This window comes from Kineococcus radiotolerans SRS30216 = ATCC BAA-149 (genome assembly GCF_000017305.1).
Classification (GTDB): Bacteria; Actinomycetota; Actinomycetes; order Actinomycetales; family Kineococcaceae; genus Kineococcus; species Kineococcus radiotolerans.
The window spans coordinates 2,249,916-2,264,017 of sequence record NC_009664.2; the positions used below are offsets into that span (position 1 = coordinate 2,249,916).

The 14,102-nt window shown below is 75.6% G+C and carries 13 protein-coding genes; 6 read left to right on the top strand and 7 right to left on the bottom strand.

Features of this window, described 5'->3' with window-relative positions; genetic code table 11:
• Window positions 1-111: 111 nt before the first annotated feature.
• Genes KRAD_RS10845 through KRAD_RS10860 form a run of 4 tightly spaced genes read right to left on the bottom strand, consistent with a single transcriptional unit; the run spans window position 112 to window position 3,656 of the window.
• Window positions 112-510, bottom strand: coding sequence for a universal stress protein (locus KRAD_RS10845; RefSeq protein ID WP_012085620.1), 399 nt, complete (start codon window positions 508-510; stop codon window positions 112-114).
• Complete coding sequence (locus KRAD_RS10850) at window positions 507-2,063, bottom strand: tripartite tricarboxylate transporter permease (protein WP_012085621.1); 1,557 nt, start codon at window positions 2,061-2,063, stop codon at window positions 507-509. Before KRAD_RS10850 ends, KRAD_RS10845 begins: the two co-directional genes overlap by 4 nt.
• A complete protein-coding gene (locus KRAD_RS10855) occupies window positions 2,056-2,622 on the bottom strand; it encodes a tripartite tricarboxylate transporter TctB family protein (protein WP_012085622.1) in 567 nt (188 codons plus the stop codon). Before KRAD_RS10855 ends, KRAD_RS10850 begins: the two co-directional genes overlap by 8 nt.
• Entirely contained in the window at window positions 2,619-3,656 is a 1,038-nt protein-coding gene (locus tag KRAD_RS10860; RefSeq protein WP_012085623.1) for a Bug family tripartite tricarboxylate transporter substrate binding protein, read from the bottom strand. Before KRAD_RS10860 ends, KRAD_RS10855 begins: the two co-directional genes overlap by 4 nt.
• A 150-nt stretch (window positions 3,657-3,806) precedes the next feature.
• Between KRAD_RS10860 and KRAD_RS10865 the strand changes: the two genes are divergently transcribed.
• Window positions 3,807-5,378 (top strand): ATP-binding protein, encoded by a 1,572-nt coding sequence (locus KRAD_RS10865; RefSeq protein ID WP_203417552.1) that lies wholly within the window; start codon window positions 3,807-3,809, stop codon window positions 5,376-5,378.
• A complete protein-coding gene (locus KRAD_RS10870) occupies window positions 5,375-6,091 on the top strand; it encodes a response regulator (protein ID WP_012085625.1) in 717 nt (238 codons plus the stop codon). Before KRAD_RS10865 ends, KRAD_RS10870 begins: the two co-directional genes overlap by 4 nt.
• 33 nt (window positions 6,092-6,124) lie before the next feature.
• Here KRAD_RS10870 and KRAD_RS10875 read toward each other — a convergent pair whose 3' ends face one another.
• Window positions 6,125-6,904 carry a sporulation protein gene (locus KRAD_RS10875; protein ID WP_012085626.1) on the bottom strand — a complete coding sequence of 260 codons (780 nt, stop codon included), beginning with the start codon at window positions 6,902-6,904 and terminating at the stop codon, window positions 6,125-6,127.
• A gap of 92 nt (window positions 6,905-6,996) precedes the next feature.
• The gene (locus tag KRAD_RS10880; protein WP_012085628.1) at window positions 6,997-7,284 is read right to left on the bottom strand and encodes a hypothetical protein; all 288 of its coding nucleotides are present in this window, start codon (window positions 7,282-7,284) and stop codon (window positions 6,997-6,999) included.
• Between the two features lie 187 nt (window positions 7,285-7,471).
• Between KRAD_RS10880 and KRAD_RS10885 the strand changes: the two genes are divergently transcribed.
• On the top strand, window positions 7,472-8,413 hold the full coding sequence (locus KRAD_RS10885; RefSeq protein WP_012085630.1) for a threonine/serine dehydratase: 942 nt from the start codon (window positions 7,472-7,474) through the stop codon (window positions 8,411-8,413).
• A gap of 50 nt (window positions 8,414-8,463) precedes the next feature.
• Window positions 8,464-9,345: an SDR family oxidoreductase gene (locus KRAD_RS10890; RefSeq protein ID WP_012085631.1), complete on the top strand. Its 882-nt coding sequence runs from the start codon at window positions 8,464-8,466 to the stop codon at window positions 9,343-9,345.
• A 55-nt stretch (window positions 9,346-9,400) separates the two neighbouring features.
• Here KRAD_RS10890 and KRAD_RS24280 read toward each other — a convergent pair whose 3' ends face one another.
• Window positions 9,401-10,456 (bottom strand): excalibur calcium-binding domain-containing protein, encoded by a 1,056-nt coding sequence (locus tag KRAD_RS24280; protein WP_012085633.1) that lies wholly within the window; start codon window positions 10,454-10,456, stop codon window positions 9,401-9,403.
• 193 nt (window positions 10,457-10,649) lie between these two features.
• On the opposite strand from KRAD_RS24280, the gene KRAD_RS10900 reads away from it, so the two are divergent.
• Together KRAD_RS10900 and KRAD_RS10905 are read left to right on the top strand one after the other, a co-directional pair.
• The gene (locus KRAD_RS10900; RefSeq protein ID WP_012085634.1) at window positions 10,650-11,612 is read left to right on the top strand and encodes an asparaginase; all 963 of its coding nucleotides are present in this window, start codon (window positions 10,650-10,652) and stop codon (window positions 11,610-11,612) included.
• Between the two features lie 75 nt (window positions 11,613-11,687).
• Window positions 11,688-14,081 carry an ATP-binding cassette domain-containing protein gene (locus tag KRAD_RS10905; RefSeq protein WP_012085635.1) on the top strand — a complete coding sequence of 798 codons (2,394 nt, stop codon included), beginning with the start codon at window positions 11,688-11,690 and terminating at the stop codon, window positions 14,079-14,081.
• Window positions 14,082-14,102 lie beyond the last annotated feature (21 nt).

The following is a 14,102-nucleotide window of genomic DNA, read 5'->3' on the forward strand; positions in this document are numbered from 1 at the left end:
TCCCGCGGCGGTCCGCGCCACCGTACGGGGCGCGGGCGCGGCGGGCGAGCAGAGCGCCCCGGGGCCGCCCGCGGCGCAGGAGCCTCCGGGGCGCTCCGGGGGTCGCGCCGCTCAGGTCCGGGGGGCCTTCACCGCCAGCACCGGGCAGTCCGCCTCCAGCAGGACCGTCTGCGCCTCGGACCCGAAGATCAGCTTGCCGGTGGGGCTGCGGCGGCGGATGCCGATGACGATGGCCGACGCCGCGACGTCCTCCGCCGTCGCCAGCAGGGCCTCCGCGGGGTCGCGGTCGTCGATGCGCCGGTCGAGGTGGAACTCCACCCCGGCCTCCTCCAGCCGGGCCCGCACCTGCGCCCACCCCTCCTCGTCGGCGTAGCGGGGGTCGACGACCTTGTCCCCGCGGGAGGTGTTCAGCACGTGCAGCGGCTCGCCGCGGCGGTCGGACTCGTCGAGGGCGAACGTCAGGGCGGCGTCGCCGGCGGGGGTGGGGGTGTACCCGACGAGGATGGTCACGTGGTCTCCCGTTCCGCCCCGGCCTTCACCGGGGCGTCGTCAGCGTGGGCGGTGGCGAGGACCGTCTCGCCCAGCCGCCGCGCGCGGCGCTTCAGCCAGGCGCTGGCGGCCAGCAGCACGACGAGGCTGCTGTAGACGACGACGGTGAAGGGCGAGGCGACCAGGGTCGTCAGGTCGCCCTGGCTGATCTGCAGCGCGCGGCGCAGGTTCTCCTCGGCCAGCGGGCCGAGGATGAGGCCGATGACGGCGGGGGCCACGGGGAACCCGTGCACCCGCATGACCCAGCCCACCAGCCCCAGCAGGAACAGCAGCACGAGGTCGGTGGTGGAGGCCCCCACCGAGTAGCTGCCGAGGGCGGCGAAGGTGAGGATCCCGGCGTAGAGGTAGGGCCGGGGGATCTGCAGCAGCTTCACCCACACCCGCGCCAGCGGCAGGTTCAGCACCAGCAGCAGCAGGTTCCCCACGTAGAGGCTGGCGACCAGGGCCCACACCAGCGGTCCCTCGTCCACGAACAGCGTGGGTCCGGGGTCGATGCCGTAGCTCTGGAACGCGACGAGGATGACCGCGGCCGTCGCCGACGTCGGCAGCCCCAGGGTGAGCAGGGGCACGAGCACCCCGGCGGCGGCGGCGTTGTTCGCCGCCTCCGGCCCGGCGACGCCCTCGATGGCGCCCTTGCCGAACTCCTGCTTCCGGCGGGACACCTTGCGCTCCAGGCCGTAGGACAGGAACGTCGCGACGTCGGCCCCGCCGGCGGGGATCGTCCCGACCGGGAACCCCACGAGGGAACCCCGCAGCCACGCCGGCCACGACCGGCGGAGGTCGGCGCGGGTGAACCAGGAACCCGACACCGGGACCAGCGGCAGCGGCCCGCGCCGCATCCGCGCCGCCACCAGCAGCGCCTCCCCGACGGCGAAGAACCCCACCGCGACGACGACGACGTCGATCCCGTCGGCCAGCGCGGGCAGCCCGAAGGTGAACCGCTGCTGCCCGGTGAGGGTGTCGGTGCCCATGAGGCCGATGAACAGCCCCAGGCCCAGCGACGCCAGCCCGCGGGCGGGGGAACCGCCGAGGACGGCGGCGACGGTGAGGAACGCCACCACCATGAGGGCGACGAAGTCGCGGGGGCCGAGCCCGACGGCGAGTTCGGCCAGCCGGGGCGCCAGCAGCGTCAGCAGCAGGGTGCCGATGGTGCCGGCCACGAACGACCCGATGGCGGCCGTGGCCAGGGCCGCGGCCCCGCGCCCGGCGCGGGCCATCGCGTTGCCCTCCAGGGCCGTGATGATCGAGGCGGACTCCCCCGGGGTGTTCAGCAGGATCGACGTCGTCGACCCGCCGTACATGCCGCCGTAGTAGATGCCGGCGAACATGATGAGCGCGGCCTCGGGTTCCAGCGTGTACGTCAGCGGCAGCAGCAGCGCCACCGTCATCGCCGGGCCGATGCCGGGCAGGACGCCGACGGCGGTGCCGACGGTGACCCCGAGCAGCGCGTAGAGCAGGTAGACGGGGTTCAGCGCGGTGGCGAACCCGTCGGCGAGGAGGGCGAAGTCACCCAAAGCCGATCACTCCCCCCAGCGGCCCGGCGGGCAGGAACAGCCCGAGGACCTGGGTGAACAGGACGTGGGTCCCGACGGCGATGAGCGCGCCGACCAGCAGCGGTCGCCACACCGGGCGGGCGCCCAGCGACCACGCGGTGCCGCCGAACAGCAGGGTCGCGGCGATCGGCCAGCCGAGGGGTTCGACGAGGACGACGAGCGCGGCGAAGGACCCGGTGAGCTTCGCGACGGTGACCCAGTCGGTGCCGGCGGTGGCGTCGACGTCCTCGGAGTCCTCGACCTCGCCGCGGTGGCCGGTGAGGACGGCGACGACGACGGCGACCCCGGCCGCGACGAGCAGCGCCCCCACCGCGAAGGGGAACGCGCGCGGGCCGACGGTGTTCTGCGCCCCGGTGACGGCGATGGTGGTGGCGTCGGCGAGGGTGAACACGCCGAGGCCGGTGATCCCCAGCGGCAGGAGGAGTTCGGGCCAGCGGCGGCGGGAGGGTCCCCCGTCGCGCGTCGTGGTGGCCGGGGTCGTCGCGACGGTCGGGGTCCCACCGGTCTCCCGGGCGGTCACGAGGTGAGGCCGATGCTCTTCAGGACGCCCTGCACGCGGGTCTCCTCCTCGGCGAGGAAGGCGTCGAACTCGTCCCCGGCGAGGTACTCGTCGGTCCAGTCGTTGGTGGCGAGGACGTCCTTCCACGCCGGCGAGGCGTGCAGGTCGGCGACGAGGGTCTCGAGCTTCTCCTCGGCCTCGTCGCTGATCCCCGGGGGGGCCACGACCCCGCGCCAGTTGGTGAGGGTGACGTCGTAGCCGGCCTCGGTGATGGTGGGCGCGTCGACGCCCTCGACGCGTTCCTCGCCGGAGACGGCCAGGGCGCGCAGGTCACCGCTCTCCACCTGCTCGGCGTACTCCCCGACCCCGGAGATCCCGGCGGAGACCTGGTCGCCGAGCAGCGCGGCCAGCGATTCCCCGCCCCCGGAGAAGGGCACGTAGTTCAGGCCGTCGGCGGGGACCCCACCGGCCTGGGCGAGCAGCCCGGCGAGCATGTGGTCGGTGCCGCCGGCGGAACCCCCGGCGATGGAGACCCCCTGCCCCTTGGCCTTCATGTCCTCCACCAGGTCGTCCAGCGTCCGGTAGGGGGAGTCGGCGGGCACGACGACGATCTCGTCCTCGCCGGTGAGGCGGGCGATGGGGGTGACGTCGTCGAGGGTGGCCTGGGACTGGTTGGTCTCGATCGCGCCGACCATGACCAGGCCCATGACCATGAGGAACTCCTCGCTGCGCTCGTTCTTCAGCTCGGCCAGGCCCACGGTGCCGCCGGCGCCGCCGACGTTGCTGACCTGGACGCTGCCGGCCAGGCCCTCGGCCTCGATGGCCTGGGCCATGGCGCGGGCGCTGGAGTCCCAGCCGCCGCCGGGGTCGGCGGGGGCCATGACCTGCAGCCGGCGGATCGCCTCCGCCCCGCCGCCGCCACCGCCGCCGGAGGTCCCGGTGCTGGAACCCCCCGAGCAGCCGGCGGTGACGGCGAGCGCGGCCAGGGCGAGCGCGGCGACGCCCCGGCGGGTGACCGGGCGGTTGACCGGGCGGGTGGCGTGGTTGCGGGACAAGGGATCCTCCTCGTCGAGGGCCGTCTGAGACTCCGGACGCTAGGCACCGCGCGACCGGCGCGGGGGATGCGGCGGGTTCCGGTCGTTGTGGTCTTTCTGGTCGCAGCCACGACCGCCTCGGGAGCCCCTCCGGTGGGGCACACTGACCCCGTGCGCCGGTCGATGCCGCTGGGCCTGCAGCTGTTCCTGCTGCAGCTGGGCATCGTCGTGCTCACGGTGACGATCGCGGGACTGCTGGCGGTGCACCTGCAGCAGGACCAGATCCGCGAGGCGTACCAGCAGCGGGTGCTGACCGTGGCCCGGGCCACGGCGGGGTTGCCCAGCGTCGTCGACGCCTACGACGACCCCGACCCGGCCGCGACGCTGCAGCCGCTGGCGGAGCTGCTGCGGCAGGCCTCGGGCACGACGTTCGTGGTGCTCTCCGACGTCGACGGGGTCCGGTACTCCCACCCCGACCCGGCCCGCATCGGGCAGCGGGTGTCCACCGACCCCTCCCCCACGCTGGCCGGGCAGGTGTTCGTGGGCACCGAGACGGGGACGCTGGGGGAGTCGCTGCGCGCGAAGGTGCCCGTGCGCGACGCGTCGGGCCGGGTGGTCGGGGCGGCCAGCGTCGGGGTGCTGGAGCGGGAACTGGCCGACGACCTGCGCGAGGACGTCCCGGTGCTGGTGGCGTGGATGGGCGGGGCGGCCCTGCTGGGGACGGCGGCGTCGTTCCTGGTGGCCCGGCTGGTCCGCCGCCGCACCCACGGCCTGGAGCCGGAGGAGATCGGGCGGCTGCTGGAGACCCGCGACGCGATGCTGCACGGCATCCGGGAGGGCGTCCTGGCCGTGGACCGGCGCGGGACGCTGGTGCTGGCCAACGACGAGGCGCTGCGGCTGCTGGACCTCGGGGCCGACCCCACCGGGCGCGCCGCGGCCGACGTCCTCGACGGCCACGTGCTCGACCTGGTCACCGGCCCCCGCGACGTCGTCGACGAGCCCCTGCTGGCCGGGGAGCGGCTGCTCGTGGTGAACCGGACCTCCGCGGTCGTCTCGGGGCGGCAGGTGGCGCACCTGCTGACCCTGCGCGACCGCACGGAGCTGTCCGGGGCGGTGCGGGAGCTGGACTCCCAGCGCAGCCTCACCGCGACCCTGCGGGCCCAGGCCCACGAGTTCGCCAACCACCTCCACGTCGTCCAGGGCCTGCTGGAGCTGGGCCACGTGCCGGAGGCGTCCTCCTTCATCGACCGCATCGGCGGCGGCGGGGACCTGGTGTCCGCCGGCGGGGTGCTCGCGGTGCGCGACCCGGAGACCGCGGCGCTGCTGCTGGCGAAGGCGGCGGTGGCGCGCGAACGGGGCTGCCGGGTGTCGCTGGACCCGGCCAGCGCCCTCGACGACGCCGACCCGGACCTGCTGACGGTGCTCGGCAACCTCGTCGACAACGCCGTCGACGCCGCGGGCGCCGGCGGGACGGTGCTGGTGTCGCTGTCCGGCGACGCGGAGGGCGTGCGGGTGCGGGTGGACGACGACGGCCCCGGGGTCCCCGCCGCCGGCCGGGCGGCGGTCTTCGCGGTGGGGTACACCACCAAGGCCGGCCGCGACCTGCACGGGCGCGGCATCGGGCTGGCCCTGGTGGCGCGCATCGCCGCCCGCCGCCACGGCCGCGCCGAGGTCGGGGAGTCCCCGCTGGGCGGGGCGCGCTTCGAGGTCGAGCTGCCCCGCGCGCGGGTGGGGGCGCGGTGAGCGCGGGGGGCGGGCACGCGCCGGTGCGGGTCCTCGTCGTCGACGACGACGCGACCGTCGCCCTCGTGCACCGCGGGTACGTGGAGACCCTGCCCCGCTTCACCGTCTGCGGGGTCGTGCACCGCGGCGCGGACGTCCTGCCCGCCGTGCGGGCCACCGCCGCGGACCTGGTGCTGCTGGACATCCACCTGCCCGACGAGTCCGGTCTCGACGTCCTGCGCCGGTTGCGCGCGCACGGCGTCGACGTCGACGTCGTCGCCATCACCGCCGCCCGCGACGTCGACACCGTGCGGGACGCGATGGCGGGCGGGGTGTGGCACTACCTGGTCAAGCCGTTCTCGCTGGCGACCTTCGCCGAGCGCATGGAGGCCTACGCCCAGCACCGGCTGGAGTTCGCCCGCCGCGACGGGTCCGACGCCCTGGGGCAGGAGGAGGTGGACCGGTTGCTCACCTCGCGCCGGCGCAGCGCGAGCGCGCTGCCCAAGGGGCTGTCGCCGCGCACCCTCGACGTCGTCGTGGACCACCTGCGCGCGGGGGCGGGCGGGGACGGCACCGGGGACGTGTCTGCGGCGGAGCTGGCCGCGCGCTGCGGGATCGCGCGCGTCAGCGTCCGCCGCTACCTGGAGCACCTGGAACGGGCCGGGCTGGCCGAGGTGCGGCCCCGCTACGGGCGGGCGGGGCGGCCGGAGAACGGCTACCGCTGGTCGGGCTGAGCGGACCCGCCCGCCGGCCTCAGCGGCGGCGCCTCACCAGCCCCACCCGCGGCGGGCGCCGAGCTCGTGCACCGCGCGGTCCAGGGCGGCGGCCACCCGCGCGCGGTCGGTGTCGGCGAGCGAGAGGCGCAGCCGGCCGACGACGTCGCGCCCCTCGGTGAGCAGCCCGCCGCGGCGGTCGGCCTCCAGCACCACGTCCACGCCCTGCGCGTCGGCGAGGAACGTCACCTCGAGCTCGTTGACCCGGCGGACGTGGGCGGGCGGGGCGAACTCCAGCTCCTGGTAGAAGGGCAGGTCCGAGCCGCGCACGCGGCCCTTCTCCACGTCGGCGTGCTTGAAGCGCCAGCCCAGGGAGCCGAGCGCGTCGACGACGGCCTGCTGCACCGGCAGCGGCGCCACGGTGAGGCCGTCGAGGTCGCCGGGGTCCACCGCGCCGGCGATGACGAGGCGGGTCGCGACGCCGACGTGGACCCCGCGCAGGTGCCAGCCGCTGATCGCGGTGATCGGGGTCTGCCAGGGCAGGGCCAGCGCGAAGGGCAGCTCGGTGCGCTGGCCGGGGACGGTGGTGAAACCGGCGCCGACGCGGGCGGACCCGAAGACGACGTCCTCGCGCCACTCGGAGTCCCCGCTCTCCACCTCCACCCGCGCCTGCAGGGCGACGACGACCTCCTCGACGTCCTGGGCCACCGAGCCGCCGACCACGACGACCCGTCCGCTCACCGGCCCGCCGGGCTGGGCGACGTCGCGGTCCAGCACCGTGTCCACCGACGCCGCGCCCGCACCGAAGCGCGCCGCGAGGTTGCGCAAGCCCATCTCGTCCTCCGTCCCCGGGCCGCGGATCGGCCCCCGTCCTGTGGACGGGCGGGGAGGGCGGGGTGTTCCCGCCCGGCCGCCCCGCCCGGGGGTCAGGCGGAGCGCGCCGGCGCGTCCGGGCGGACGCGGCGCGGCGCGGCCTCCTGCAGGGCGATGCCGCTGATGGCGTCGCACAGCTCGGGCAGCGACTCCAGCACCTGCTCGGCGACCTCCAGGGGCACGGCGGCCGGGGCCAGGATCGTCACGGTCACCCGGCCCCGCGTGCTGGGCCCCTGGGAGACGAAGCACCCGGGGACGCGCTCGGAGATGCCCGCGATGAACCCGTTGAGGTCGCGCACGCCGATCGGTCGGGTCGTCTCGATGGCAAGGACTGTCTTCATCGTGCTCCTCGGCGCCTCAGGCGGGTGGCCGTGCCCGCCACCGGTCGGGCGGGTCACCTGACGGAGGCATCGGCACGGCTCGCCCCCGGCCACAGCCCCGGCGGCGCACTTCTCCCCGGACGGGGCAGCGCGTCACCCTCCCGGACCACTGCGCACGGCCGGCGGGGCGCGGGGCAGGATCGTCGTCGTGAACCCCCTCGCCGCCGAGCGCCCGCTGTCCCTCCAGGACGTCCAGGAGGCCGCGGCCCGCACCGCCGGCCGCGTGCGCCGGACGCCCGTCCTGCCCGTGGGGGCGGGCCGCTGGCTGAAGCTGGAGCAGCTCCAGCACACCGGCTCCTTCAAGGCGCGCGGCGCCTTCAACCGCCAGCTCGCCGCCCGCGAGCGCGGGGAGCTGGACCCCGTGCGCGGGATCGTCGCGGCCTCGGGCGGCAACGCGGGCCTGGCCCACGCCCACGCCGCCGCGGAGCTGGGGGTGCCGGCGACGGTCTTCGTGCCCGGGACCGCCCCCGCGGTGAAGGTGGACCGGCTGCGCGGGCTCGGCGCGGACGTCCGCCTCGTCGGGAACGAGTACGCCCAGGCCCACGAGGCGGCCGTGGGGTTCGCCGAGCAGCGGGGGGCGGTGTTCTGCCACGCCTACGACCAGCCGGAGATCGCGGCGGGGGCGGGGACGCTGGCCCTGGAGCTGCTGGAGGACGTCCCCGACCTCGACACCGTGGTGGTCGCGGTGGGCGGCGGCGGGCTGTTCGCCGGGGTGGCGGCCGCGCTGGAGGGCCGGGTGCGGGTCGTCGCCGTGGAGACCGCCGGCGCCCCGACCCTGCACCGGGCGCTGGCCGCGGGCGAGCCCGTCGACGTCGCGGTGTCCGGGGTCGCCGCGGACTCCCTCGGGGCCCGCCGGGTCGGCGCGATCGCCTTCGACCTCGCGCGCCGCACGTCGCCGGTGAGCCTGCTCGTGGAGGACGCCGCGGCCACGGCCGCGCGCTCGGAGCTGTGGTCGCGCTTCCGGGTCGTCGCCGAGCACGGCGCGGCGACGGCGTGGGCGGGGCTGGGCCCGGGCGGCTACGAACCCGCCGACGGGGAGCAGGTGGCCGTCGTGGTGTGCGGGGCGAACACCGACCCCGCCACGCTCTGAGGTCGGGCCCCGGCGGGTTGTGCCCCGGCGGGTCCGGGTAGGAGCCCGTCATGGCTCCTGACCAGCACACGCCCACGGACCCGACCACGCAGTACCCGGACAGCACGCCGGGGCAGACGATCCCGCACCCGGGGGTCACCTCGGACATGGGTCCCACCCCCGACCACGGGGAGGACAGCTACGTCGGCACCGGACGCCTGCAGGGCCGTCGGGCGATCATCACCGGCGGCGACTCCGGCATCGGCCGCGCCGTCGCGATCGCCTACGCCCGCGAGGGCGCGGACGTCCTGATCGTCCACCTGCCCGAGGAGCAGGAGGACGCCGACACCACCGTCGCCCTCGTGCGGGCCGCGGGGCGCAAGGGCATCAGCGCCCCCGGCGACCTGCGCGACGAGGAGTTCTGCCGCAGCGTCGTGGAGCGCGCCGTGACGGAGCTCGGCGGTCTGGACGTCCTGGTGAACAACGCCGCCTACCAGATGTCGATCGACAGCATCGAGGACCTCTCCACCGAGCAGCTGCTGCGCACGTTCACCACGAACGTCTTCGCGACGGTGTGGCTGAGCAAGGCCGCCGTCCCGCACTTCGCGCCGGGGTCCAGCATCATCAACACCGTCTCCGTGCAGGCCGACTCCCCCTCCCCCGCCCTGCTGGACTACGCCATGACGAAGGCGGCCCTGGTCAACTTCACCCTGAACCTCGCCCAGGAGGTCGGCGAGAAGGGGATCCGCGTCAACGCCGTCGCGCCCGGCCCGGTCTGGACCCCGCTGATCCCGGCGACGATGCCCGCGGAGCAGGTCGAGGACTTCGGCACCCAGACCCCGCTCGGCCGCGCCGGGCAGCCGGCGGAACTCGCCCCCGCCTACGTGTTCCTCGCCTCCCAGGAGTCGAGCTACAGCACCGGCACGGTCATCCGGGTCGCCGGGGGGAAGTGACCCCCGCCCCGTCGGGCCCTCCCTGGACGGGGAGGGCCCGACGGGGCTCGGGCCGTCACTCGCAGGCGATGCCGTCGCCGTCGCGGTCCAGGGCGGGGCGGTACCCGGGCTGACCAGCACGGATCGGGGCAGCGCCTGCAGCGCGAGCCTCGTCGCAGTTCCTGTAGTAGACGCCGGACGGTGCGGGCGGCGGCGGCGGCGGGGTCGTCGTCGGCGGAGCGGGCACGGGCACGACGGCGGCGACGGGCTGGTTCACCCGGGCCCCCGTGGCCGCCGACCACTCGACGTACCCGCGCTGGAAGTCCACCCGGCGTCCCCCGGGGACGTCGTGCTCGTCGTTCACCGGGTAGCCCAGCGACCCGTTCTCGTAGCCCGTCGAGGCGTAGGCGTCGAGGATCGCCCCGCACAGCGCGTGCGCGCCCGTGGTCGGCGACCAGTACGCGACCCCGCCCTGGAACCGCTGGTACACCCCGCCGTCGCGGGCGGGGAGCTCCTGCGAGGTCGGGTAGCGCAGGCAGCCGTTCTCGTGGCCGAGGCGGGCGTAGAGGTCGCGGAAGGAACCCGAGACGGTGTGCGCGCCGGAGGCGGGCGACCAGTAGGCGACCCCGCCCTGGAACAGCTGGAACACCCCGCCGTCGCGGATCGGGACCTCCTGGCTCGTCGGGTAGCCGAGGAACCCGTTCTCGTGGCCCAGCGACCCGTAGAGGCGCAGGAACTCCCCCGACACCGAGTGCGCGGCGCTCGCGGGGGACCAGTAGAGGGTCCCTCCCTGGTAGTTCTGGAACACCCCTCCGGCCCGGGTCCCCACCTCACCGGAGACGGGGTAGTGCAGGAACCCGTTCTCCCAGCCGGTCGCGGCCCACAGGTCGCGGAAGGAACCGGAGACGTCCCAGGCCCCGGAGGCCGGGCTCCAGTAGACGGCCCCGCGCTGGAACGTCGCGAACCGGCCGTCGGCCGTCGGCTGCTCGCAGCCCGTGACCGCCCCCAGCCGGCCGGACGTCCCGCCGAGCTGCGCGTAGCGGGCGTCGACGGCACCCGTCAGGCAGGTGTCGGCCGACGCCGTGCCCACCCCCGCCACGAGGGTTCCGCTCAGCACCAGCAACGCCGTCATCGCCTTCACCGCACCGCGCACGCGTTCCCCCGGAGCTCACGCTGAGCAGTTCCTCAGCTACACGGCGCAGCCTAGGGCGTCCGGCGCCGGGAGGGGCGCCGTTCGGCACCTCCGCCCACCCCGGGCCGGGCCGGCGCAGGGACGGGCGTGGCAGAGTCCTCCGGTCACCGCTGAGCCGCACCCGAGGAGCACCGTGCCGGACCCGTCCCCCCTCGCCCCCCTCGTCGTGGTCGTCACCACCGGCGGCACCATCGCCAGCACCGTCGACGAGGACGGGGTGAGCCGCCCGACCCTGGGCGGCGACGCGCTGCTCGGCACCGCCGGCGACGAGGCCGGTGTCCGGGTGCGGGTCGTCGAGGCGCTGCGGGTGGACTCCTCCACCCTGACCCTCGCCCAGGCCGACCTGGTCCGCGCCCGGGTCGCGGAGGCGCTCGCCGACCCCGGCGTCGCCGGGGTGGTCGTGCTGCACGGCACCGACTCCCTGGAGGAGACGGCGTACCTGCTGGACCTGCACCACGACGACCCCCGTCCCGTCGTCCTCACCGGCTCCCAGCGCACCGCCGACCACCCCGCCCCCGATGCCCCCGCCAACGTGCGGGAGGCGCTGCGGGTCGCGGCGGACGGGCTGGCCCGCGGGCAGGGGGTCCTCGTCGCGTTCGGCGGCCGCGTGCACGCGGCCGCCGGGACGACCAAGCGCCACACCACCGACCTCGACGCCTTCGCGGCCCCCGACAGGGCGCTGCCCCGGGCCGGGGCGCTCACCGCCGTCGGCTCCCCGGACGCCCCGTGGCCGCGGGTGGACGTCGTCGCCGCGCACCCGGGCACCGACGGCGCGCTGCTGGACGCGGCGCGGGAGCTGGGCGCGCGGGGGGTCGTGCTGCAGGGCCTGGGGTCGGGGAACGCGACGGCGGAGGTCGTCGCCGCGGTGGCGCGCGCCGTCGCCGCGGGGGTGGTGGTCGTGCTGACGACGCGGGTGCCCGCCGGTCCCGTCGCGACCAGCTACGGCTCCGGCGGCGGGGGTGCGGAGCTGGCCGCGGCCGGGGCGATCCCGGCGGGGCGGCTGCGGGCCGGGCAGGCGCGGGTGCTGCTCGCGGTGCTGCTGCGCGCGGGCGCTGACCGCGGGGAGGTCGCCCGGGAGTTCGCGCGCCGCGGCTGACCGCGCTCGGGGGATCCCCCGTGTCGTCCACCCCCGCTAGCGTGACGAGGAGCCGACGGGGAGGACGGGGAGACGATGGCCAGGTCCACGCAGCAGGTGCCCGCGACCGGCTCGCCGGGGCGGGGTGCGGACGCCCACGACGTCATCCGGGTCCGCGGGGCGCGGGAGAACAACCTCCGCGACGTGGACGTCGAGATCCCCAAGCGCCGGCTGACGGTGTTCACCGGGGTGTCGGGGTCGGGCAAGAGCTCGCTGGTGTTCGGGACGATCGCCGCGGAGTCCCAGCGCCTCATCAACGAGACCTACAGCGCGTTCGTCCAGGGTTTCATGCCGAGCCTGGCCCGCCCGGACGTCGACGTCCTGGAGGGCCTGACGACGGCCATCATCGTCGACCAGCAGCGCATGGGCGCCGACAGCCGCTCCACCGTCGGCACCGCCACCGACGCGAACGCGGTGCTGCGGATCCTGTTCAGCCGGCTCGGGGAACCGCGCATCGGTTCCCCGCAGGCGTTCTCGTTCAACGTCGCCTCGGTCAGCGGCAGCGGGGCGGTCACCGTCGAGCGCGGCGCGAGGACGAGGGCCGTCAAGGCGAGCTTCACCCGCACCGGCGGGATGTGCCCGCGCTGCGAGGGGCTCGGCCACGTCTCCGACCTCGACCTGTCCCAGCTCTACGACGACGCGAAGTCGCTGAACGAGGGCGCGCTGACCGTCCCCGGGTACAGCGCCGACGGCTGGTACGGGCGCATCTTCGCCGGGTGCGGGTTCTTCGACCCGGACAAGCCGATCCGGGAGTTCACGCCGCGGGAGCTGCACGACCTCCTGCACCGGGAACCCACGAAGATCAAGGTCGACGGCATCAACCTCACCTACGAGGGCCTGATCCCGAAGATCCAGAAGTCGATGCTCTCCAAGGACGTCGACGCCCTGCAACCGCACGTCCGGGCGTTCGTCGAGCGCGTCGCGACGTTCGCGGTGTGCCCCGAGTGCGAGGGGACCCGCCTCAACGAGGGCGCCCGGTCCTCGAAGGTCCGCGGGATCTCCATCGCCGACGCGTGCCGGATGCAGATCAGCGACCTCGCCGGGTGGGTCCGCGGGATCGACGACCCCTCCGTCGCGCCGCTGCTGGAGACCCTGCGCCAGACGCTGGACTCGTTCGCCGCGATCGGGCTGGGGTACCTGTCGCTGGAACGGCCCTCGGGGACGCTGTCGGGCGGGGAGGCGCAGCGGGTGAAGATGGTGCGGCAGCTGGGGTCCGCGCTGACCGACGTCACCTACGTGTTCGACGAACCCACCACGGGGCTGCACCCGCACGACGTCCAGCGCATGAACGACCTGCTGCTCCAGCTGCGGGACAAGGGGAACACCGTCCTCGTCGTCGAGCACAAGCCCGAGACGATCGCCATCGCCGACCACGTCGTCGACCTCGGCCCCGGCGCCGGGCCCGCGGGGGGTTCGGTGTGCTTCGAGGGCGACGTCGAGGGCCTGCGGTCCAGCGGCACCGTCACCGGCAGGCACGTCGACGACCGGGCGCGCCTGAAGCCGGCGGTGCGGACCGCGACGGGTTCGCTGCCGATCCGCGGGGCGTCGCGGAACAACCTGAAGGACGTCGACGTGGACGTCCCCCTGGGGGTCCTCACCGTCGTCACCGGCGTCGCCGGTTCGGGCAAGAGCTCGCTCATCCACGGTTCCCTGCCCCCCGGCGCCGGGGTCGTGTCGATCGACCAGGGCGCCATCCGGGGGTCGCGGCGCAGCAACCCCGCCACGTACACCGGCCTGCTGGAACCGGTCCGGAAGGCGTTCGCGAAGGCGAACGGGGTGAAGCCCGCGCTGTTCAGCGCGAACTCCGAGGGCGCCTGCCCCGCCTGCAACGGCGCCGGGGTGATCTACACCGACCTGGCGATGATGGCGGGGGTGGCCACCACCTGCGTGGAGTGCGAGGGACGCCGCTTCGACGACGCCGTCCTGGACCACCTGCTCGGGGGGCGGAACATCGCCGAGGTACTGGCGATGCCCGTCGCGGAGGCCGTGGAGTTCTTCGCCGCCGGGGAGGCCCGCACCCCGGCCGCGCACGCGGTCCTGGAACGGCTGGCCGACGTGGGTCTGGGCTACCTCACCCTCGGCCAGCCGCTGACGACGTTGTCCGGCGGGGAGCGGCAGCGGCTGAAGCTCGCCACGCACCTGGGCGGGAAGGGCGGGACCTACGTCCTGGACGAACCCACGGCCGGTCTGCACCTCGCCGACGTCCAGCACCTGCTGGGGTTGCTGGACCGGCTCGTGGACTCGGGCCGCTCCGTCATCGTCATCGAGCACCACCAGGCCGTCGTGGCGCACGCGGACTGGGTCATCGACCTCGGCCCCGGCGCCGGCCACGACGGCGGGCGGGTCGTGTTCGAGGGCACCCCCGCCGACCTCGTCGCGGACCGCTCGACGCTCACCGGGCAGCACCTCGCCGCGTACGTGGGCGCGTGAGGGGCGCGTGAGGGGCGCGTC